General features: G+C 44.8%; 16 protein-coding genes, 1 tRNA gene and 1 rRNA gene. 3 read left to right on the forward strand and 15 right to left on the reverse strand.

Going from position 1 to position 21,295, the window contains the following annotated elements:
* Positions 1-104: 104 nt before the first annotated feature.
* From ENLAB_RS07600 to pth, 14 genes are all read right to left on the reverse strand, one after another.
* Positions 105-177: transfer RNA gene (locus tag ENLAB_RS07600), tRNA-Ala, on the reverse strand.
* Between the two features lie 76 nt (positions 178-253).
* Positions 254-1,813, reverse strand: a 16S ribosomal RNA gene (locus tag ENLAB_RS07605).
* 662 nt (positions 1,814-2,475) lie between these two features.
* On the reverse strand, positions 2,476-3,969 hold the full coding sequence (lysS, locus tag ENLAB_RS07610; RefSeq protein WP_244353312.1) for a lysine--tRNA ligase: 1,494 nt from the start codon (positions 3,967-3,969) through the stop codon (positions 2,476-2,478).
* A gap of 96 nt (positions 3,970-4,065) precedes the next feature.
* Positions 4,066-5,079, reverse strand: a complete 1,014-nt coding sequence (gene dusB / locus ENLAB_RS07615; RefSeq protein ID WP_077452381.1) for a tRNA dihydrouridine synthase DusB — start codon at positions 5,077-5,079, stop codon at positions 4,066-4,068.
* A complete protein-coding gene (hslO, locus tag ENLAB_RS07620; RefSeq protein ID WP_244353314.1) occupies positions 5,080-5,961 on the reverse strand; it encodes an Hsp33 family molecular chaperone HslO in 882 nt (293 codons plus the stop codon). It lies immediately after the preceding gene.
* A 142-nt stretch (positions 5,962-6,103) separates the two neighbouring features.
* Entirely contained in the window at positions 6,104-8,212 is a 2,109-nt protein-coding gene (gene ftsH, locus ENLAB_RS07625) for an ATP-dependent zinc metalloprotease FtsH (protein WP_244353316.1), read from the reverse strand.
* 73 nt (positions 8,213-8,285) lie between these two features.
* A complete protein-coding gene (gene hpt / locus ENLAB_RS07630) occupies positions 8,286-8,831 on the reverse strand; it encodes a hypoxanthine phosphoribosyltransferase (RefSeq protein ID WP_005230750.1) in 546 nt (181 codons plus the stop codon).
* Positions 8,832-8,850: 19 nt separating this feature from the next.
* The gene (tilS, locus tag ENLAB_RS07635; RefSeq protein WP_244353318.1) at positions 8,851-10,251 is read right to left on the reverse strand and encodes a tRNA lysidine(34) synthetase TilS; all 1,401 of its coding nucleotides are present in this window, start codon (positions 10,249-10,251) and stop codon (positions 8,851-8,853) included.
* 100 nt (positions 10,252-10,351) lie between these two features.
* Positions 10,352-10,795 carry a S1 domain-containing RNA-binding protein gene (locus tag ENLAB_RS07640; RefSeq protein ID WP_005233352.1) on the reverse strand — a complete coding sequence of 148 codons (444 nt, stop codon included), beginning with the start codon at positions 10,793-10,795 and terminating at the stop codon, positions 10,352-10,354.
* Positions 10,796-10,869: 74 nt separating this feature from the next.
* Positions 10,870-11,316, reverse strand: coding sequence for an FtsB family cell division protein (locus ENLAB_RS07645; protein WP_086291578.1), 447 nt, complete (start codon positions 11,314-11,316; stop codon positions 10,870-10,872).
* Positions 11,317-11,399: 83 nt separating this feature from the next.
* Positions 11,400-11,666: an RNA-binding S4 domain-containing protein gene (locus ENLAB_RS07650; protein WP_005230745.1), complete on the reverse strand. Its 267-nt coding sequence runs from the start codon at positions 11,664-11,666 to the stop codon at positions 11,400-11,402.
* Positions 11,653-13,284: a putative polysaccharide biosynthesis protein gene (locus tag ENLAB_RS07655; RefSeq protein WP_244353320.1), complete on the reverse strand. Its 1,632-nt coding sequence runs from the start codon at positions 13,282-13,284 to the stop codon at positions 11,653-11,655. The genes ENLAB_RS07650 and ENLAB_RS07655 overlap by 14 nt, the downstream gene beginning before the upstream one ends.
* 15 nt (positions 13,285-13,299) lie before the next feature.
* Positions 13,300-16,818: a transcription-repair coupling factor gene (gene mfd / locus ENLAB_RS07660; RefSeq protein ID WP_077452387.1), complete on the reverse strand. Its 3,519-nt coding sequence runs from the start codon at positions 16,816-16,818 to the stop codon at positions 13,300-13,302.
* A gap of 11 nt (positions 16,819-16,829) precedes the next feature.
* Positions 16,830-17,390 (reverse strand): aminoacyl-tRNA hydrolase, encoded by a 561-nt coding sequence (gene pth, locus ENLAB_RS07665; protein ID WP_081119262.1) that lies wholly within the window; start codon positions 17,388-17,390, stop codon positions 16,830-16,832.
* Between the two features lie 355 nt (positions 17,391-17,745).
* On the opposite strand from pth, the gene ENLAB_RS07670 reads away from it, so the two are divergent.
* The 3 genes from ENLAB_RS07670 (at position 17,746) to ENLAB_RS07680 (ending at position 20,852) form a co-directional block, all read left to right on the forward strand.
* Positions 17,746-18,729 (forward strand): L-lactate dehydrogenase, encoded by a 984-nt coding sequence (locus ENLAB_RS07670; RefSeq protein ID WP_081119261.1) that lies wholly within the window; start codon positions 17,746-17,748, stop codon positions 18,727-18,729.
* Between the two features lie 269 nt (positions 18,730-18,998).
* The gene (locus tag ENLAB_RS07675; RefSeq protein WP_086291575.1) at positions 18,999-20,396 is read left to right on the forward strand and encodes a L,D-transpeptidase family protein; all 1,398 of its coding nucleotides are present in this window, start codon (positions 18,999-19,001) and stop codon (positions 20,394-20,396) included.
* A 156-nt stretch (positions 20,397-20,552) separates the two neighbouring features.
* Positions 20,553-20,852 carry a hypothetical protein gene (locus ENLAB_RS07680; RefSeq protein ID WP_194195615.1) on the forward strand — a complete coding sequence of 100 codons (300 nt, stop codon included), beginning with the start codon at positions 20,553-20,555 and terminating at the stop codon, positions 20,850-20,852.
* A 63-nt stretch (positions 20,853-20,915) separates the two neighbouring features.
* Here the strand turns inward: ENLAB_RS07680 and ENLAB_RS07685 are convergent, their stop codons facing one another.
* Complete coding sequence (locus ENLAB_RS07685; RefSeq protein WP_077452389.1) at positions 20,916-21,284, reverse strand: winged helix-turn-helix transcriptional regulator; 369 nt, start codon at positions 21,282-21,284, stop codon at positions 20,916-20,918.
* Between the last annotated feature and the right edge of the window lie 11 nt (positions 21,285-21,295).

Below are 21,295 nucleotides of genomic sequence, written 5' to 3' on the forward strand. Positions count from 1 at the left end.
TTAAAAAACTCTTTTAACATTTCAACTCGGTGTGTGTTACTTGTTTTGATTTTTCTTCGATATCCAGTTTTCAATGAACAAAGCTTAACGACCATTGTCGTTAATGGAGCCTAGCGGGATCGAACCGCTGACCTCCTGCGTGCAAAGCAGGCGCTCTCCCAGCTGAGCTAAGGCCCCGGGTATTTACTTGAGAGTAGACCTCTCAAAACTGAACAAAGGCAAACGATGTGTAGTCTTCCGAAATATTCCTTAGAAAGGAGGTGATCCAGCCGCACCTTCCGATACGGCTACCTTGTTACGACTTCACCCCAATCATCTATCCCACCTTAGGCGGCTGGCTCCAAAAAGGTTACCTCACCGACTTCGGGTGTTACAAACTCTCGTGGTGTGACGGGCGGTGTGTACAAGGCCCGGGAACGTATTCACCGCGGCGTGCTGATCCGCGATTACTAGCGATTCCGGCTTCATGTAGGCGAGTTGCAGCCTACAATCCGAACTGAGAGAAGCTTTAAGAGATTAGCTTAGCCTCGCGACTTCGCAACTCGTTGTACTTCCCATTGTAGCACGTGTGTAGCCCAGGTCATAAGGGGCATGATGATTTGACGTCATCCCCACCTTCCTCCGGTTTGTCACCGGCAGTCTCGCTAGAGTGCCCAACTAAATGATGGCAACTAACAATAAGGGTTGCGCTCGTTGCGGGACTTAACCCAACATCTCACGACACGAGCTGACGACAACCATGCACCACCTGTCACTTTGCCCCCGAAGGGGAAGCTCTATCTCTAGAGTGGTCAAAGGATGTCAAGACCTGGTAAGGTTCTTCGCGTTGCTTCGAATTAAACCACATGCTCCACCGCTTGTGCGGGCCCCCGTCAATTCCTTTGAGTTTCAACCTTGCGGTCGTACTCCCCAGGCGGAGTGCTTAATGCGTTTGCTGCAGCACTGAAGGGCGGAAACCCTCCAACACTTAGCACTCATCGTTTACGGCGTGGACTACCAGGGTATCTAATCCTGTTCGCTCCCCACGCTTTCGAGCCTCAGCGTCAGTTACAGACCAGAGAGCCGCCTTCGCCACTGGTGTTCCTCCATATATCTACGCATTTCACCGCTACACATGGAATTCCACTCTCCTCTTCTGCACTCAAGTCTCCCAGTTTCCAATGACCCTCCCCGGTTGAGCCGGGGGCTTTCACATCAGACTTAAGAAACCGCCTGCGCTCGCTTTACGCCCAATAAATCCGGACAACGCTTGCCACCTACGTATTACCGCGGCTGCTGGCACGTAGTTAGCCGTGGCTTTCTGGTTAGATACCGTCAAGGGATGAACATTTTACTCTCATCCTTGTTCTTCTCTAACAACAGAGTTTTACGATCCGAAAACCTTCTTCACTCACGCGGCGTTGCTCGGTCAGACTTTCGTCCATTGCCGAAGATTCCCTACTGCTGCCTCCCGTAGGAGTCTGGGCCGTGTCTCAGTCCCAGTGTGGCCGATCACCCTCTCAGGTCGGCTATGCATCGTCGCCTTGGTGAGCCGTTACCTCACCAACTAGCTAATGCACCGCGGGTCCATCCATCAGTGACGCAAAAGCGCCTTTCAACTTTCTTCCATGCGGAAAATAGTGTTATACGGTATTAGCACCTGTTTCCAAGTGTTATCCCCTTCTGATGGGCAGGTTACCCACGTGTTACTCACCCGTTCGCCACTCTTTTTCTTTCGGTGGAGCAAGCTCCGGTGAAAGAAAAAGCGTTCGACTTGCATGTATTAGGCACGCCGCCAGCGTTCGTCCTGAGCCAGGATCAAACTCTCATAATGATTTGTTTGAATGACCATACGGTCATTAAGCTCATAAAAATTAACTTTGCTAGCTATTGCTTGCATGTATTTGTTTCAATAAATTGAAACGTCCTACACATTGGTTCGTTTGCTTGCTTTGTTCAGTTTTCAAAGGTCTACTGTGCTGTGTTAGCAACTTTTATATCATATCAGAGCGACGTTTGATTGTCAACTCTTTTTTTAAAAGTTTTTTTCGCCCGTTGTTTTTCAACTTCGCAGCGGCTGCCTCAGCGACTTTATTAGAATAACAAATGATTTGTTATTTGTCAACAACTTTTTCCAATTAATTTTGTTGATGTATCAACATCAATTAACTTTTTTAAAATTGCGACTTCGTTATAATATCATCTGTCGAGCTGTGCGTCAACTACTTTTTTCAATTCTTTTTAGGAATTCATTTAGTCATTTGGCACATGTAATAATATACCAACTAAATCCCTTGCGGTCAATCATTTTCTATGGCTTTTTTTAATTTTTACAAACCCGTCTAATCGCATTGGATCCAGCTTTTATCGTTCGCATTTAATCCGTTTTCTAGCATCTGCCCTAACGTATTTCCCTCTATTTCCTCGCTGTTTTTCTCCCTGATCCAGCAGACAAGAAAAAAACCGCCCATCTCTTGCGAGTGGACGGAGTTTTTTTTATCTCATTGTTGGGAATAATAAAACGTCGCGAATCGATTGCGCATCGGTCAACAACATCACTAAGCGATCGATCCCGATCCCTAATCCACCAGTTGGCGGCATACCGTATTCAAGCGCTTCTAAGAAATCTTCATCCACCCCATGGGCTTCATCATTTCCTGCTTCGCGCTCTTTTTCTTGCCCTTCAAAACGTTCTCTTTGATCGATTGGGTCATTCAATTCCGTGAAGGCATTCGCAAATTCACGACCAACGATAAATAATTCAAAGCGGTCGGTAAAGCGTTCATCTTCTGGATTCTTTTTCGCTAATGGCGAAACTTCCACTGGATGACCAAAGACAAAGGTTGGCTGCTGTAACGTTTCTTCAACAAATGTCTCAAAGAATTCATTGATGATATGGCCAACAGTCATGGCATCAGTGATTTCAACATGATGTTCTTTCGCTAAGCTGCGAGCTTCTTCAACGGACATTGGTTGCCAGAAATCCACACCTGTTTGATTTTTGATTGCATCGACCATATGGATTCGTGCAAAGTCGCTAGCTATATCGACTTCTTGTCCATCGTATTGGATCGTTGCTGTATGCAAGACTTTTTCAGCAGCATTACGGATAATGCCTTCGGTTAGATCCATCACATCTTTAAAATCTGTATATGCCGTATACGCTTCTAGCATCGTAAACTCAGGGTTATGGGTCGTATCGATTCCTTCATTTCGGAAAACGCGGCCGATCTCATAAACTTTTTCCATGCCGCCCACGATCAATCGTTTTAAGTGAAGCTCAAGAGCGATCCGTAAATACAGATCCATATCTAAAGCATTATGGTGGGTAATGAAGGGCCGAGCCGCTGCACCACCTGCTTGATTATGCAATACTGGCGTTTCGACTTCGATATACCCATGACCGTCAAGGTAACGACGAATTTCGCTGATGATTTGGCTTCGTTTCATGAAACGATCAAAGCTTTCTTTATTACTGATCAAATCCAAGTATCGTTGACGGTAGCGTTGTTCTACGTTCGTCAAGCCATGGTATTTGTCAGGCAATGGACGCAATGCTTTTGATAAAATCACGATTTCTTTGGCTTTGATGGTCACTTCGCCGGTATCGGTCTTCATGATCTCGCCAGATACGCCGAAGAAATCACCTAAGTCTGCGTGTTTGAATACTTCGTAAGGTTCGTCCCCTACTTGGTCTTTACGTACATATATTTGAATACGGCCTTCGCGGTCTTGTAAATGCGCAAAACCAGCCTTTCCTTTTCCACGTTTTGTAACGATTCTTCCTGCAATGCTTGCTGAAAGATTCATTTCGGCTAATTCTTCTTTGGTTCTTTGATCAAATAACTCATGTAACTCGGCAGAATTATGGGTGCGTTCGAATCGCTTGCCAAAAGGATCAATGCCTTCTTCCCGTAGTTTTTCCATCTTTTCACGGCGAACCAACATTTGATCATTCAATTCTTCTTGTGTTTGTCGTTCCTCTGTCACGAGTTTTCCTCCATTCTTAACTTGGGTTTCCTTCTTATAATGCCAATGATGACGCAAAAAATCAAGCCGAACTTTCGAATCGACTTGATTTGTTTCTTATTCCTTAAGAGTTGCTACCGGCTGTTTTTCGGTCTTTTCCACAAATGCATCTAATAAATCAAAAATCGTCTGCTTATCTTCTGCTTGATTGATAGCTGCCTTCACTTTGGCTGCCCGCGAAATACCTTTTAAGTAGTACGCAGCATGTTGGCGGAATTCTCGCGAAGCGATTTTTTCCCCTTTTAGATCAGCCAACCGTTCTAAATGAAGTTTCGCTGTCGAAATTTTTTCTCGTGGTGTTGGTTCCGGCAATAACTCGCCTGTCTCTAAGTATTGCTTGGTGCGGTGGATCATCCACGGATTGCCTAAGGCTGCCCGTCCGATCATCACTGCATCGGCGCCGACTTCTTCCAACATTCGTTTCGCATCTTCAGGGGTTTTGACATCGCCATTGCCCATAAAGGGAATCGTGATACTTTGCTTCACTTGTTTCAAAACGTCCCAATCAGCCGATCCTTCATACATCTGTACACGGGTTCTGCCATGCATACCGATTGCTGCGGCACCCGCTGCTTCTGCGGCCTGGGCATTCTCAACCGCAAAGACGTGCTGCTCATCCCAGCCGATCCGCATTTTGACGGTAACGGGCTTGTCGATCGCACTGGAAACAGCATGAACCATTTCATAAACCTTGTCGGGATCTAAGAGCCACTTCGCACCAGCTTCTGCTTTGATGATTTTGTTTACAGGACACCCCATATTGATATCAATGATATCGGCAGTTGTGTTCTCTGCGACAAATTGCGCTGCTTCTACTAAGGATGCTTTATTCCCACCAAAAATCTGAATACTAAGAGGATGCTCCGTCTCGTCAATAAACAGCATCTCAAGGGTCTTCTTATTACGCAGTTGAATCCCTCGATCACTGATCATCTCACAGACGACTAAACCCGCGCCAAATTCTTTGACTGTCACACGAAACGCAGAATTGGTGATCCCTGCCATTGGCGCAACGACGACGCGGTTAGGAATCTCAACCGAGCCGATCTGCCATGTCTGTCTATCTTTCACTTACGCTTCCGCCTCTTTCTTCAACGTCGCCAGTTCCGTTTCATCAAAATGATACTTGTTGCCACAAAACGAGCAGACTGCCTCTGCCCCATGGTCTTCATCGATCATCGCTTGGATCTCGTCAGCCCCTAAGGTGATGATCGCTGTCGCAAATTTTTCTTTCGTGCAATCACAATGGAACTGGACTGGCATTTTTTCTAGTACTTCGATCGTCGTGTCTGGCAACAATGTCGCTAAGATCTCTTCTGGTGATTGGCCGTCATCGATCAAGGTTGATACTCGAGGCAATTCTCCCAAACGTTTTTCGATGGCATCAATGATCTCTTCACTGGCACCAGGCATGATCTGTAGCATAAAGCCACCGGCTGCCCGAATCGAATCATCGGTTTCTACTAATACACTCAGACCAACAGCAGAAGGAATCTGTTCTGACACTGCTAAATAATAAGTAAAGTCTTCCCCAAGTTCCCCCGAGACGATCGGTGTTTGTCCAGAGAAGGGTTCTTTTAGCCCTAAGTCTTTGATCACGGTAAAGATCCCTTGGTCACCCACTGCGCCCCGAACATCCAATTTCCCTTGAGGGTTCAACGGCAGACTGATCTGCGGATTTTTTATGTATCCTTTTACGTCCCCACGACCATTGCTGTCTACGACGATTGCCCCAGCAGGACCATTTCCTTGAATTTTGACGGTCAATTTGTCTTCCCCTTTTAAGGTACTGCCTAATAACAAACTTCCCACCATCGCTCGCCCTAAAGCAGCGGATGCCGTATTCCATGTTTCATGGCGTCGTTGTGCTTCGGCGATCGTCTCTGTTGCCGATACGGCGTATGCCCGGACGAAGCCGTTATATGCTAGTGCTTTTACTAAATAATCCTTCATCTTGATTCTCCTTTTTATTCATTAATGAATCATACTAGGAAGCGCCGCTTTTTTCAACTGAATGTGTTTGAATTTAAGGAAAGTCTTCTTAAATAGAAACAAAAAGGCACCGAGTTTCCTCGGTGCCTTGATACGTCTTGTTTTAGGCGTTATCATCTTTGTTTTCTTGATCAGTCGGTTGGCTTTCGCTGTTGCGGCGAACGTCTTCCAATTGTTGATCAAAATCGTTTGATGGTGCATCTTCACTGTGTTTTTCTGCAGCTTGCTTCTCTGCATCTTTTTCTTCCAGCGCACGTTTTGCTTCTTCAAACGTTTGGGCTTTTTCACTAGGATACTCAGAGCTTTCGGTTCCTTCAGGCATTTTGCCTTCTTCAAACAAGGATTTGATTGCTTTGGCATCTAATGTTTCATGTTCAAGCAGTTTTTCAGCGATCAATTTGTGCTGTGCACGGTGTTCTTCAATGATTTCATGGGCTTTTTGATGGGCATCCATTAAAATCTTGCGAACTTCTTGATCGATTTCAAAGGCAACTTGTTCAGAGTACGCTTTTGTTTGACCATAATCACGACCGACAAATACTTGATGGTTTCCTTCATATTGAACTGGACCTAATTTGTCGCTCATGCCATATTCTGTCACCATACTTCTTGCAAGCGCAGTTGCTTGTTCAAAGTCATTAGAAGCACCCGTTGATTGTACCCCGAAGATGATTTCTTCAGCCGTACGTCCTCCAAGCAACCCAACGATTTGCTCAAACATATCTTCTTTGGTCATCAAGAATTGATCTTCTTTCGGCAAGGCGATCATGTAACCACCTGCACGTCCCCGAGGAATGATCGTTACTTTGTGTACCACACGGGCACGACTCAAGACTAACCCAACGATGGTATGTCCTGCTTCATGGTAAGCAACCATTTCACGTTCGCGTTTGTTGATGACCCGGTCTTTCTTCGCAGGACCAGCGATCACGCGGTCTTCCGCTTCATCAATATCTGAAGCATCGATTTTTTTCTTGTTACGACGAGCAGCAACTAATGCCGCTTCGTTCAAGACGTTTTCCAGATCCGCACCGGCAAACCCTGGTGTTTGTTGGGCAACGACTTTCAAATCAACATCATCTGATAAAGGTTTGTTGCGGGCATGGACACGGAGGATCGCTTCGCGACCTTTCACGTCTGGACGACCAACTAAAATCTGACGGTCAAAACGACCTGGACGTAGCAACGCTGGATCTAGAACATCCGAACGGTTCGTTGCGGCAATGACGATCACGCCTTCGTTTCCATCAAAACCATCCATTTCAACCAATAACTGGTTCAATGTTTGTTCCCGCTCATCATGTCCGCCACCCATACCGGCACCACGTTGGCGACCGACAGCATCGATTTCATCGATAAAGATGATGGCTGGTGCATTTTTCTTCGCTGTTTCAAATAAGTCACGCACCCGGCTTGCACCGACACCGACAAACATTTCAACGAAATCTGAACCAGAGATCGAGTAAAACGGTACGCCAGCTTCACCGGCAACGGCTTTGGCTAGCAACGTTTTCCCGGTTCCCGGAGGTCCCTCAAGCAAGACACCTGCTGGGATACGAGCACCTAACTCAACGAAACGTCGAGGATCTTTCAAGAATTCCACGACTTCGACAAGTTCTTGTTTTTCTTCTTCTGCACCGGCTACGTCTGAAAAACGTACGCGGTTGGCTTTTTTGTCCGCTTCTTTGGCTTTTGATTTGCCAAAGTTCATCACACGGCCGCCACCGCCACCGCCGCCGCCTTGTTGGCTCATCATCATATAGAAGAAGAAAATGATGATCACAAGTGGTAAGAAGCTAACCAAAAGCGATAACCAAACACCACTGTTGGATTCTTCTTCGATGGTAGTTTTGACCCCTTGTGCTGAGGCCAGACTGGTGACTTCGCTCAGCGTAGAATCATTTGGTAAAATGATCGTTGAAAAGCGGGTCGAACTCGCCTGTGTATTGCCTAAAACAGACAAGCTGTTGTCATTGCTGACAGTTTGTTCTTCATTGTATTCACCCACGATTCGATAAACACCGTTAGCGGGTTGGACAGTAAATTGTTTGACCTTCCCGTCTTTCAGTTGTTCTGTAAACGTGGAGTACTCGATCGTTGGGGTCTGCTGATTGCCATTTCCAAAGATGAAATAAACGACCATGACCATTGCCAACAAGACAAGTACATAATATAAGGTATTTTTTACCATACCGTTATTTTTCTTATTCATGCGTACCTCCCTGGCTATTTTGTTTTATCAATCCTGACCATTTAATTGTATCACAATTGATTTAGAACAGTCACTAATTTGACTGATAAACACTAGGTTTTAAGACGCCAACGTAAGGTAAGTTTCGATATTGCTCTGCATAGTCCAGTCCATATCCAACAACAAACTCATTTGGCACATCGAAGCCGACGTAATCAGCATCGATCTCAACAACACGGCCTTCCGGCTTATCTAATAACGTCACGATTTTCACTGATTTCGCTTTACGGTATTTGAATAGATCTACCAGATAAGCCAACGTGCGACCGCTGTCAATGATGTCTTCAACGATCAAAAGATCGCGGCCCTCAACATTTGTATCTAAATCTTTGATGATTTTGACTTCTCCAGATGAAATCATGGCATTGCCATAACTTGAGACATCCATGAAGTCTAACTCCAAGTAACAATCCATCTCACGAACGATGTCTGCCATGAAAGGAACGGCACCTTTCAGTACACCTACGACTAGAGGATTTTTATCCGCATAAGCCGCCGTTAATTCTTGACCAAGTTCCACACAACGATTTTTGATTTCGTCACGGGAAATCAAAATTTTCTCAATATCTTTATCTAGCATAAAGTTCTCCTTCCAACTCTTACTTCTGATATTTATAAAGAAGTATGTAGTGTATTTTATCAGTTTCTGGCGCAATACTCAAATAGGAAAATGCATGAGGTAGTAAGGCAATCACCTGTTTATCAAGGTTTGTGACGACCCAACTTTTTTCTCGCTCTTCATTAGGAATTTTTGAATCGATAAAAAAACGACTGATCTTTTTGGTCAGGCCACGCGCCAAGCGGATTCGGTCTCCTGGCTGACGCTTACGTACGATCAGCTCAGAGGAATAGTTTAGCGGTAAATCTTGGGAAAACTCTGACCAATTTGTGATTTTTTTGGGAATATGCTGTTCATTTATCGGAAAATACCCAATCCATTCCTTTTCAGAAAGATAGATCCCCTCCCCTAAAACCAGACGCTGACTGACTTCTGTCAACGGCGTTGCAGGCTTTTGGGAAACAGCTACAGGTTCCAATAATAATTGGTCATAACTGCGCCGCAACTGCCACTGTTTGTGCAATGCCAATTGCCATTGCCCTTTCTTTTCGTCTAGCAGACGCAATAACTGCGGCAGCTGTTTTTGATTGAGTGGCTGCTTTGTAAAAGCTTCTGCTTGCTGCAAAAACCCAGCATAGAAAAAATAGCGCTGCGCCGGCGAAAACTTCGGCAGCTGTTGCAGATCGATCACTAAGCGAGCAGCTTGCTGTTGAACGAACGCAGACAACCATTGCTGCTGCTCTTGCTGGATCAACTGATTGGCTAACTGCATTTCTACAGAAAGCTGTTGAAAATGTGGCAGCAGTTGCGGATTTTCCGCTTTTAATGCCGGCACTACTTGCTGGCGTAGTCGATTTCGCAAATACAGCGGTTCGTGATTGCTTTCGTCTTCAAAGTAGGGAATCTGCTGTGCTTGCGCATAGTCGTAAATCGCTGCCTTACTGACACTAAGCAGCGGCCGCAACAGGACTCCTGTGTGAAAAGGCTGCTGCTGCTGCATCCCGCCAGCCGATTGCAAGCGGCCTTCTCGCATCATCTTCATCAGCATCGTTTCTACTTGGTCATCATTGTGATGGGCAGTCAGCAAAACATCATAGCCTTCTTGGGACATGACATCGGCAAAAAACGTATAGCGAAAGTCGCGAGCGCTAGCTTCTACGCCGGTTTCTGGCGGATTTTCCCAACTCCGCTCATAAAAAGGAATGCCGCGTTCCTGGCAGTACTGCCGTAAAAAAGCCGCTTCCTCAGCAGATGCTGGACGCAATTGATGGTTCACATGTGCCACGCCAAAACATGGCTCTTTTTGCATTTCGGGAAATAACTGACAAAAGACCTGCAACAAGACCATCGAATCGACGCCCGTCGATACCGCCAGCAAAAAGCGGCGTTTTTTTTCCGGATCGATAGCAGCGAGTTGCCCTCGAACGGTTTGAATGACCATCTTATGACCTCCTTTTCCTTCGGTAGACCCACAAGAAAGAAAGCTGAAACAAAACGAACCAACAGTTTTGTTCCAGCTTTTTCCAACTTGCTATTCATGTTTAGTTACGGCGTCCGCCGCGGCCACCGCGTTTTCCTTCTGTATTTCGACGTAATGATGAAAGACGATCATCACTATCTTTTAGAAAAGAACTCATCAATGAATCGAAGTCTTGTTTATTTACGTTAGTAGTTTGATTGCGTGAAAAAGATTTTTTCGGATTTGGTCGATTGAATTCTTTTTTCGGGTATTCACGTTTTTCTTCCGGCTTATCTTCTGCCTTGCGGATCGATAGTCCAATTTTCCCATCGTTGCCGATTGCCGTAACAAGTACTGTCACTTCATCCCCAACAGACAACACGTCGTGAATGTCTTTGACGAATCCGTTTGATACTTCACTGATATGCACCAAACCAGTTTTCCCTTCACCAAGATCAATGAACGCACCAAAATTTGTAATACCAGACACTTTGCCCTTTAGTTTCGCTCCAACTTCGATTGACATATAAAAAATGTTCCTCCTAATTTTTACCCATTTAAAATAATTCAAACTACTGCGCTGAGTAGGTATGACATTGCTTAATCTTGTGACTCTGTGGATGATGATTCTTGCTCGCTTTGTGAAGAGCCTTCATTCGTGCTCTGAGAATCCGTTCCGTCCGGCAAGACCGGATAGATCTTTTCCCCATCTTTTGAATAGAAGAATCGGCTCCGGGCCAATTTTGCTACATATTCATCGTCTTTCAGTAAGGCAACATCCCGCTCCAACGAAGCCACTTTTTGTTCAGCTTCTTTTTGTTCAGCGACTGTTTCCGCCTTATATTCCTTTAGCTTTTGCAGGCGCATTTGATCGTTGAACATCTGAATGCCTACGATCGCAAATATCGCTAATGCCGCTACGAAAAACGCCACCAGCCGACGTCGGCGAAACACGACTTGCCGCCGCTCTTTTTCAAACTTGGCAAATTGCTCTTTCGCATAATCGGTCTGCAATAGTTCTATTTTTTTATTTGATTCTTTTGCCACCTGAACTCGCTCCCGTCGCTGTCTTTGTTTTTTACATTATACCAACATCCGCAAAGCTTGTCTAACTGAAAATGCCGTAAAAATCAAGCATTTTCTGAGATTCTTTCCTCTGAAACGATCTCATACATTTTTGCAGCGTCTTCTTTTTTCGTCGATTCATGCAATTCATTGACTTTTACTTCCAAGACCTTATTCCCGAACTGAATGCGCATGGTATCGCCTACTTTGACGTCACTGCTTGACTTGGCTAACTTGCCGTTGATCTGAATACGTCCCTTGTCTGCCACTTCTTTGGCCACAGAGCGACGCTTGATGATGCGGGAGATTTTAAGAAATTTATCTAATCTCATGTTTTTCACCTCTTCTTAATAGTTTCTTTCCAAATGGAACTAACAGCCATTCGCGAATCGTTAACAATTTGATTTTGATCGCTGCCCCGATAAAGGCTGCTCCTCCCAGACCGACACCGCCTAGGCAAAAAAGCAGCGCCTGTAGTCGATGGGTCAAAGGACCGTTCAATAAGATCGCTACGAAGCTATAATATAAGAATAGCACGCTTGCCATGATCCCTAAACAAATAAATAATTTTTTTCCATAATTTCCTTCATACCAAAAGCGATTGATGCTACTTTGTGCTCGACGCTGTTCGGAAACCACAAAACAGCATAAGGTCGCTCCTAACCCCAACAGCGTACTGATACTTGCTCCTGCAGTCCCATAAGAAGCAGTCAGCGGCCACATCGATAGACATTTGACCAAAAGACCGATCCCCGCAGCGATCAAGCCGAAGGTATAGGTACTGCGGCTTTGTTGAATGCTTTGATAAGCTTGGATCGTCGCCATCAGAGCGATGGAAAAGACAAACAATACTAGCGCCGCATTGCCAGATCCGTCTTTGAATAAGGCAAAGTTGATATAAGGCAGCAAAATCGCTAAGCCTACGGCGGAAGCCGAAGCAATCCCGATCGTTAGGCGTAAATACATTTTTGCCGACTTTTCAAACAGCTGCTGATTTTTTACCATCAAATACTTGGTCAATGTTGGCAAAAACGTCGAACTCAACGCCATCGCCACCACAAGACCTAGTTGGACGAGGGGTTGTCCTCGATCATAGATCCCTTTCGAAATCCGAGCTGCTTGTGCCGTCAACCCACCTGCTTCCAGTGCATTGGTCAACAAAAACGAATCCGCTAACTGGAACAAGATCAAATAGCCGCTATAAATCGTCAACAGACCGCCTTCTAAGAAGAACCGTTTTTTCAAGGAGGCTGATAAAACAGCAGTGTTTTCTCCTGTACTAGTGACTGGTTTATGCCATAACGATAAGCGTTTGCCGTTGATTTGTCGGCTATAATAACTTAAAATCCACCACGCCGCAAGCCCCCCGACCAAGGCACCCATCATGGCGACAGTTCCCGTTTGATAAACCGTCCAACCCAATTGCTGGAAAGCTGCCGCAGCACCTAAAATCACCCCGACTCTAAGGAGCTGCTCTACGACTTGGGAAACTGCGGTTGGCACCATTTGTAAATTCCCTTGAAACATTCCTCGATAAAAGGTCAAAGGTGGGACAAACAAGAAGGTAAAGGAAACGACTCGAATCAAGTCTGACAGTTGGTCGTCCCCCATCACTTGCGCGATTGGACCGGCAAATAAAAAGGTCATAGCCCATAAGCCGATCGCCGACCAAAGCACATAAGGCGTCAAAGCTTGCAGCCGTTCCTTGCTTTTCAAAGGATCGGGTTCTTCAGCGACAATACGGGAGATAAACTGTGGCAAACCTGACAACGCCAAAGTCATTGCCAATCCATAAATCGGATAGACTTGTTGATACACATAAAACCCTTCGTCCCCTACCAGGTTCTGAAAAGGGACCCGATAAACGGCACTTAAGATTTTTGCGATAAAGGAAGCGATCGTTAAAATAAACGCCCCTTCCATCGTACGCTTCAATTGTGATTTCGGCATCCCTCTGGTTCCTTTCTAGCCTTGACTGGCGTATTTTTGTTCCCGTAATGCTTTGACAAAATCTTGGATTTCTAATAGCCAGGTGCTTTCTTTCATCACTGGCGGAATCTGTAATTTGATGGTCATTTGCTCATGATCGACACCCATCGTGGCTTTTAATTTAGTGGCTTTTAATGCTTCAAACAGCTGCTCCACCGAATAATTTTTCGTGCCGACTTTACTCAAAGTAAACGACACCGTCTGTTGCTGCTTGCGGATAGTTTCTAACAAGGCACGATCGCCGTTCATCTTGATCTCACCCACCGTTAAGAGGTGCGCCACTTCAACAGGGTATTCTCCGAAACGGTCTAACAAATCATCTTGAAGTTCATCGACTGCTTCTTGGGATTCCAGCTCACGAATTCGTTTGTAGATCTCGATTTTTTGCCGTTCATCTTCAATATACGAAGTCGGTAAGTAGGCATCGATCCCCAGATCGATCTCAACGGTCGTTTTCTCTGTTTGGGTATTTTTCCCTTGCTTACGGGTAACTGCTTCCGACAGCATTTGCGAGTACATATCAAATCCGACTGCATCGATAAAGCCGTGCTGTTGCGCCCCCAATAGATTTCCCGCTCCCCGAATTGAAAGATCGCGCATCGCGATTTTGAATCCTGAACCTAACTCCGTAAAGTCCTTAATGGCTTGTAGTCGTTTTTCACTGACTTCGTTCAACACTTTTTGCTGTTCATACATGAAATACGCATAGGCGACTCGATTGCTCCGTCCGACACGGCCGCGCAACTGATACAACGTCGAAAGCCCCATGTAATCGGCATTTTCTACAAACAACGTATTAGCATTGGGAATATCCACACCGGTTTCAATGATCGTCGTTGTCACCAACACATCGTATTGGCCTTCAATAAAGTCAAACAACGTATTTTCCAATTGGATCTCAGTCATTTGCCCGTGGGCATAAGCGATTCGTGCATCAGGCACTAACGCCTGCAGTTCTTCGACTTTTCGCTCGATCGTATCGACACGATTATAGAGATAAAACACTTGCCCTCCCCGGGCCATCTCCCGTTGGATCGCTTCTCGCACCGCTCCTGGATTCATCTCCATCACATAGGTTTGGATCGGGTAACGATTTTCCGGTGGTGTCTCGATCACAGATAAATCCCGCACACCCAGCATCGACATATGCAATGTTCGTGGGATCGGCGTTGCCGTCAACGTCAACACATCGACTTGCGAACGCAGTTGTTTCAAGCGCTCTTTGTGTTTGACCCCAAAACGTTGTTCTTCATCGATCACCAACAAGCCTAAATCGGCAAACTCAACATCTTTTGACAATAATCGGTGGGTCCCCACCAAAATATCGACTTGCCCTTTGCGCACTTGCTCGATCGTTTCATTCTGCTGTTTTTTCGTCCGAAAACGACTCAGCACCCCAACATTGACGGGGAATCCTTCAAAACGATCGACCATCGTTTCATAGTGCTGCTGCGCCAAGATCGTTGTCGGCACTAAGAAAGCCACTTGTTTGCTTTCTTTGATCGCTTTAAAAGCAGCCCGCAGCGCCACTTCTGTTTTCCCAAAACCGACATCTCCGACTAACAAGCGGTCCATCGGTTTTTCTTTTTCCATATCCCGCTTGATCTCTGCCGTACTGCGCAGTTGATCATCGGTTTCCGAATACGGAAAAGCATCTTCAAATTCTTTTTGATAGGCATCGTCTGGTTGAAAGGCATAACCTTTTTCTGATTCGCGTTTGGCATACAATAAAATCAAATCATCCGCGATATCTTCAATTTTAGCCGTCACTTTGCGCTTGGTCTTCGCCCACTCACTGCCGCCTAATTTATTGATTTTCGGTGTTTTCGATTCGGAAGCCACATATTTTTGAATCAAATTCAATTGGGTGACTGGAATAAAGAGCTTGTCTTCGTTTTGGTACAAGATCGTCATGTAATCTTGATGGACGCCATCGACTTCTAAGGTTTCCATGCCGATGTACTTCCCAATCCCATGATTCGCATGGACGACATAATCGCCGGCTTTTAACTCATTGTAGCTTTTGAGACGTTCCGCATTGGTGACATTTTGCCGGCGGGCTCTTTTTTTGTTCATCTTTTGGAAAATTTCTTTTTCCGTAACCACCACTAGCTTGTCTTGCGGCATTTCAAAGCCGCTTTGCAAACGTTCCACCACGATTTGGGTACGTCCCGTAAACAGACGGTCTTGTTGCGTCTGCACGGCATAGATATCATGATCTCGCAGATCTTGCTCTAACTTCTTAGCACGTTCTTGGTCACTGACCAGAAAAATCACCGTTTGCTGTTGCTTCTCCCAGCGATCGATCTCAACTTTCAAGAGACCCATTTGGCTGAAAAACTGCTGCATCGGCCGGTATTGGAATTGATGGATCGCTTGGAAGCGAATGTTCCCCATTCCTTTTTGGAATAATGAAAAGAAGCTGGTGACAAAGGTTTCTTTTTGCAGCAATTGATGGACATCGATCCCGAATTGCTGTTCAGAAAAGACCCGCAGTTCCGCTAATTTTTGGGTATGCCACTCCGCTTCTTCCCGTTCGATCTCACGATTGGTCTCCATGATCCGGGCATAATCATCGATCATTAAAAAGGCATCTTCAGAAAAATAATCTAAGACACTTGTTTGCTGACGATAAAGCAAATCCGTGTAATAACGGGCACTTTCACCAGGAATCCCCGCTTGCCACTGGGAAGCCAATTGGCCGAAATAGTCTTCTAAAAAGGCACGATCGGTTGCTTCTTTGGTGACTGCCAACCGCTTGTTCAATAATTCTTGCAGCTGCTTTTGCCCCGCAGCTAAATCTTCCGCTGAGAAAACTAATTCAGTAGTGGGTAAAATAGCCACTTGTTGCAGCGTTTCCACTGAGCGTTGCGTTTCCACGTTGAAAGAACGCATCGAGTCGATTTCCACATCGAACAACTCGATCCGTACGGGGTATTCGGCATTTAATGGGTATATATCGAGGATGCTTCCACGAATACTGAATTCGCCGGGTTTGCCAATCATTGACTGCCGTTCGTAACCCATCAAGATCAATTGTTGCGGCAAACGCTCTAAATCGATCTCATCGCCGATCTGCCATTGGAATTGGTTGGCTAACCAGGTTTTCTTTTCAGGCAAATACTTTCGCAAAGCCGCCACCGGCAACACATAGATCCCGGTTTTCCCTTGCGAAACAGCATTCAGCGCGGCCACTCGTTCTTCTCGTGCTTCTGGTGAAGAAAAAGCCATTTCGGCTGACAACACTTCATCCACTGGAAAAACATAGACATCTTCCGTCACATTACGCAGATCTTCGGCTAGTTGATTTGTATAATAGAGATTTGGTGTCACCACGATCACTTGCTTTTGAAATGCCTGATACACACCGGTGATCGCTAATGTTTTTGCCGATCCAGCTAGACCGGTCAGTAATTGCCGGGGGGCCTGTTCACGTAAACCTGCATGCCAAGCCGCCACTGTCGGCACTTTATTTATTAATTCAATTAAATCCATTTCGGCCCTCCTTAGTTAAATCGATTCATTGTGGCAAGAAAGTCGCCGTTGGTCAAGTAATCACTACTTGCCTCGACCGCTTTATCAATACTTTGTAAAACGATCGGCAGATCGTCTTTTGCAAAAGGACTCAGCACATGATTGACCACGGTTTGTCCCGGACGCGGCCGATCGATCCCAATTTTGATCCGGTCAAAGACTGTTGAATCCAAGTGAGCGATCAAACTCTTGATCCCATTGTGGCCACCTGCACTGCCTTTTTGGCGCAAGCGGATTTTCCCTAATGCTAAATCAAGGTCATCATAGACCACCACTAATTCTTCTTGGTAGATGCCAAAATAGGTCATCAACGGACCTACCGCACGACCCGATTCATTCATGAAGGTTTGCGGTTTGACCAAAAGAATTTTTTCACCCTTCAAGAAAATCTCTGCCACCTCTGCTTCAAAAGCCGACTTTTTAAAGGTTGCTTGGTACTTTTGTGCCAACGCATCCACTACCATAAAGCCAACATTATGTTTGGTTTTTTCATATTTTTTGCCGGGATTTCCCAAGCCTACAATCATTTTCATTTTTTAGTTACGCTCCATTATTTCTAGTTTCAAGCTGATTCTTCATCTATTTTATCGGTTTTCTTATCCAAACACAAAATACTGGGCACACAAATGCGCCCAGTTCTTTTGCTTAGATAATTATAACACGAAATGGACTGTTATGGTGGCGTGCTCTTGCTCAGTTTTTATCTTTCTTAACGAATCTTAATAAAACGTTGGTATATCTTCTTTTTGACGTAATAACAAAGAAAGCATTTACAACTGAAACAGTGATATTTTGTGTAATATTGTTGTGCAAATCACATGACAAATATACTTGAAAATGGTAGGATGATAGCGAGTAAAACAATTATGCGGAAGGAATGATACACAGATGACTGCAAAAACGAACAAAAAAGATCACCAAAAGGTAATTCTTGTTGGAGACGGTGCGGTTGGTTCTAGTTACGCGTTTGCGCTGGTGACCCAAAACATTGCGCAAGAAGTCGGAATCATTGATATAAATACAGCAAAAACAGAAGGCGACGCAATTGATTTGTCCCATGCCTTGGCCTTTACTTCCCCTAAAAAAATCTATGCCGCTTCTTATGAAGACGCACATGATGCTGATTTAGTTGTTATTACTGCTGGTGCGCCTCAAAAACCAGGCGAAACCCGCTTAGATTTGGTTCATAAAAACTTAAAAATCAACCGGGAAGTAGTTACCCAAATCGTTGATTCAGGGTTTAACGGAATCTTCTTGGTAGCAGCAAACCCAGTCGATATTTTGACTTATTCGACTTGGAAATTCTCAGGCTTCCCGAAAGAACGCGTCATCGGTTCAGGTACTTCATTAGATTCTGCCCGTTTCCGTCAAGCATTGGCTGAATTGGTCGATGTTGATGCCCGTAACGTCCATGCCTATATCTTAGGCGAACACGGGGATTCAGAATTCCCTGTTTGGTCTCATGCCAACGTAGCCGGCCTACAAATCTATGAATGGGTCAAAAATAACCCAGACATCGATGAAGAAGCCATGGTCAACATTTTCTTCAGCGTTCGTGATGCAGCCTACACCATCATCGAGAAAAAAGGTGCGACTTTCTATGGGATCGCAGTAGCTTTAGCACGAATCACTCGTGCGATCTTAGACGATGAAAATGCTGTCTTACCACTATCTGTGTATATGAATGGCGAATATGGTTTAAACGACTTGTACATCGGTGCTCCTGCAATCATCAATGCCCAAGGGATCCAAAAAGTAATTGAGATTCCATTGACGGATGGGGAAAAAGACCGGATGGCCGCTTCTGCAAAACAATTAAAAGACATTCTTGATGAAGCTTTTGCGAAACTAGATGCAGAAGACAATCAATAATTTCTTTCACTTCGTTTAGCTAATCAACCATGCAACTGAACGAACCTTACAGCTTACTCTTTTTCAGAACAATTTGATCAAGATGACCTGCTGCCGGTTCGTTCAGTTTTTTTATGCAATGAAATGCTTTTCTACAGCTTAGCTAAAGATAGTTTAAGAATTTTCTATTTTTCATGGAAGTTTCATTTGCCATATTCGCTTTCCTGGGGGAATATGGTATGATTTAAGCGTTATTATCTATTATGCCATTAGAAAAAAGGAGTAGTTGAATGACTCGTTCAAACAAACATACTGACGCCAAGAACAATACCAAGAAAATTGTTCTGATCGTTGTGGCTGCTTTATTAGTAGTGATCGCTGGCGGCTATACCTACCGAAGTACATATTATGCAAACCGTTTTTTACCAAAGACTGAAATTGAGGGCATCGATATCAGCAACAAAACCGTTGCTGAGGCCAATGCTCTGCTGCATGACCGCTATTCGCAAGAAGATTTCACCATCAAAGAAGGCGATAGCGAATGGAAGACAATCAACCTTGCTCAATTTGGGTTACAGACGGATTTCACCGATGAGCTACAATCGTTAAAAGATGAACAGAACCAGTGGAGTTGGGGAATGGCTTACGTTTCTGCTGCAGAAGAAAAAACACTGGATAATCTCTCGGTAGATCAAGATACGCTAAATAGCGAAACAGACACGATTCAAAAGGAACTAGAAACTTTAAATGAGGATCGCACCAAGTCTGCCGATGCAACATTGGAAAAAGGCGAAGACGGTTTTTCTATCAAACCAGAAGTTGACGGCGATGCCATTGATGTGGACAAAGCAGTGGCTGACTTACAAGAAGCCATCGTCAGCGGCGAAAAGGAACTAAATCTCGGCGATTACATCACAAAACCAAGTGTGACCGCTGATGATCCTGATCTAACCAAAGAAATGGATTCGTTGAATAAAATCGCCAAAGTAACCGGCAATTATACGATCAACGGAAACACGTTTCAAATTCCAAGAGAATCGATCATGGATTGGCTCTCTTACAAAGATGGCAACACCACGATCGACGAAGACAAAGTACGAAGCTATGTCGCTTCGATCGGTGAGCAATACAACACCAGCACCAATTCTTCGACCTTCAAGAGTACCAAACAAGGCGAAGTAACAGTTCCAGCCGGCACCCTCAGCTGGACGATCCAAACCGATGCGGAAACAGAAGCATTGATCGAGGCGTTAAAAGCCGGCGAAGACTTCACCCGCACACCGATCGCTCAAGGAAGCACCGATGCTGGCAGCCCGTTATTTGGCAACACATATATTGAAGTTGATTTGAAAAACCAACACATGTGGTATTACAAAGATGGCGAGCTGGTGCTAGATACGAAAATTATCTCTGGGAAACCAGCTACACCAACGCCAACTGGTGTCTTCTATGTCTGGAACAAAGAAGAAGATGCAACCTTGACCGGTGAAGATTATGCGTCCCCTGTTGATTACTGGATGCCGATTGATTGGACCGGTGTCGGAATCCATGATTCTGATTGGCAAACGGAATACGGTGGTGATCTTTGGAAAACCCGCGGCTCTCACGGCTGTATCAATACTCCGCCAGGCGTCATGAAAGAATTGTACAGCAAAGCCGAAGTCGGGACACCCGTGATCGTGATTTAACCGAAAAAAGAGTCAGACCTTTTTATAGATGAACCAAAAGCTGCAAAAGAAAATTCTTTTGCGGCTTTTTTTGTTATTTCCCCCATGTTCCTATTTACAAAGCGTCATTTAATTAATATACTTAATTAACTATATTAATTAATAAGGAGAATCATTTTGGAAAAAGTCGTCTTCATCGATCGTTCTACTTTGGCTGGAAGTTTGATTAAAATTTTTGCCCGCAACATCCAAATGCTTTCTGAGGATCAAATCAGCGTGACGGTTCTGACACCGGAACGACTAGCAAGTTATCGTTTTTCGCAAGAAAAAATCGTTTTGGTCGACCCCTTGCTTTCTTTAACAGATCCAATGATCCAACAAGCTATCCCACCGCGCATCAAACGCCTGTCGTTTCCCGTCAATCATTACAGCGGCATGAATACTGAAGGCATTCTAGAATTGATCCAACAAGCATAACCTAAAAAGGCCGACGGAAACCAATGGTTTCTGCCGGCCTTTTCTCATGCCACTTGCCCTTTGCTAGACCATCGCTTCTTCTTGTTCTAACAAAGTAACTTGCTCTCCTTTGTCTTGCAGCGCAGCAACGTGCATCGTGCCCCACTGGCAAAGAGTATCCAATAAGCCGCCTAAGGTTTCTCCATATTCACTCAAGGAATACTCAACTTTGGGTGGTACTTGGTTATAGGACTTGCGAGTAACGATGTCAGACTCTTCTAATTCCCGCAATTGCTGGGTCAACATTTTTTGACTGATGCCAGGAATTTTCCGCCGTAAATCACTAGGACGCAATGCCCCATGGCGTAAATTACAAAGAATGATTGGTTTCCATTTCCCGCCGATGACATCCATTGTTGCTTCTACACCTATATTATAAATTTTTTCTTCCATTTTTTTCACCT

This window comes from Enterococcus innesii (genome assembly GCF_022846515.1).
Taxonomy (GTDB): Bacteria; Bacillota; Bacilli; order Lactobacillales; family Enterococcaceae; genus Enterococcus_D; species Enterococcus_D innesii.

Excerpts from the sequence above, each read along its gene's own strand:
- pth (WP_081119262.1), bottom strand. The coding sequence starts at position 17,390 with ATGAAAATGATTGTAGGCTTGGGAAATCCCGGCAAAAAATATGAAAAA.
- ENLAB_RS07640 (WP_005233352.1), bottom strand. The coding sequence starts at position 10,795 with ATGTCAATCGAAGTTGGAGCGAAACTAAAGGGCAAAGTGTCTGGTATT.
- ENLAB_RS07655 (WP_244353320.1), bottom strand. The coding sequence starts at position 13,284 with ATGCCGAAATCACAATTGAAGCGTACGATGGAAGGGGCGTTTATTTTA.
- hslO (WP_244353314.1), bottom strand. The coding sequence starts at position 5,961 with ATGAAGGATTATTTAGTAAAAGCACTAGCATATAACGGCTTCGTCCGG.
- hpt (WP_005230750.1), bottom strand. The coding sequence starts at position 8,831 with ATGCTAGATAAAGATATTGAGAAAATTTTGATTTCCCGTGACGAAATC.
- ENLAB_RS07670 (WP_081119261.1), top strand. The coding sequence starts at position 17,746 with ATGACTGCAAAAACGAACAAAAAAGATCACCAAAAGGTAATTCTTGTT.
- tilS (WP_244353318.1), bottom strand. The coding sequence starts at position 10,251 with ATGGTCATTCAAACCGTTCGAGGGCAACTCGCTGCTATCGATCCGGAA.
- ENLAB_RS07650 (WP_005230745.1), bottom strand. The coding sequence starts at position 11,666 with ATGAGATTAGATAAATTTCTTAAAATCTCCCGCATCATCAAGCGTCGC.
- ENLAB_RS07675 (WP_086291575.1), top strand. The coding sequence starts at position 18,999 with ATGACTCGTTCAAACAAACATACTGACGCCAAGAACAATACCAAGAAA.
- ENLAB_RS07685 (WP_077452389.1), bottom strand. The coding sequence starts at position 21,284 with ATGGAAGAAAAAATTTATAATATAGGTGTAGAAGCAACAATGGATGTC.
- mfd (WP_077452387.1), bottom strand. The coding sequence starts at position 16,818 with ATGGATTTAATTGAATTAATAAATAAAGTGCCGACAGTGGCGGCTTGG.
- ftsH (WP_244353316.1), bottom strand. The coding sequence starts at position 8,212 with ATGAATAAGAAAAATAACGGTATGGTAAAAAATACCTTATATTATGTA.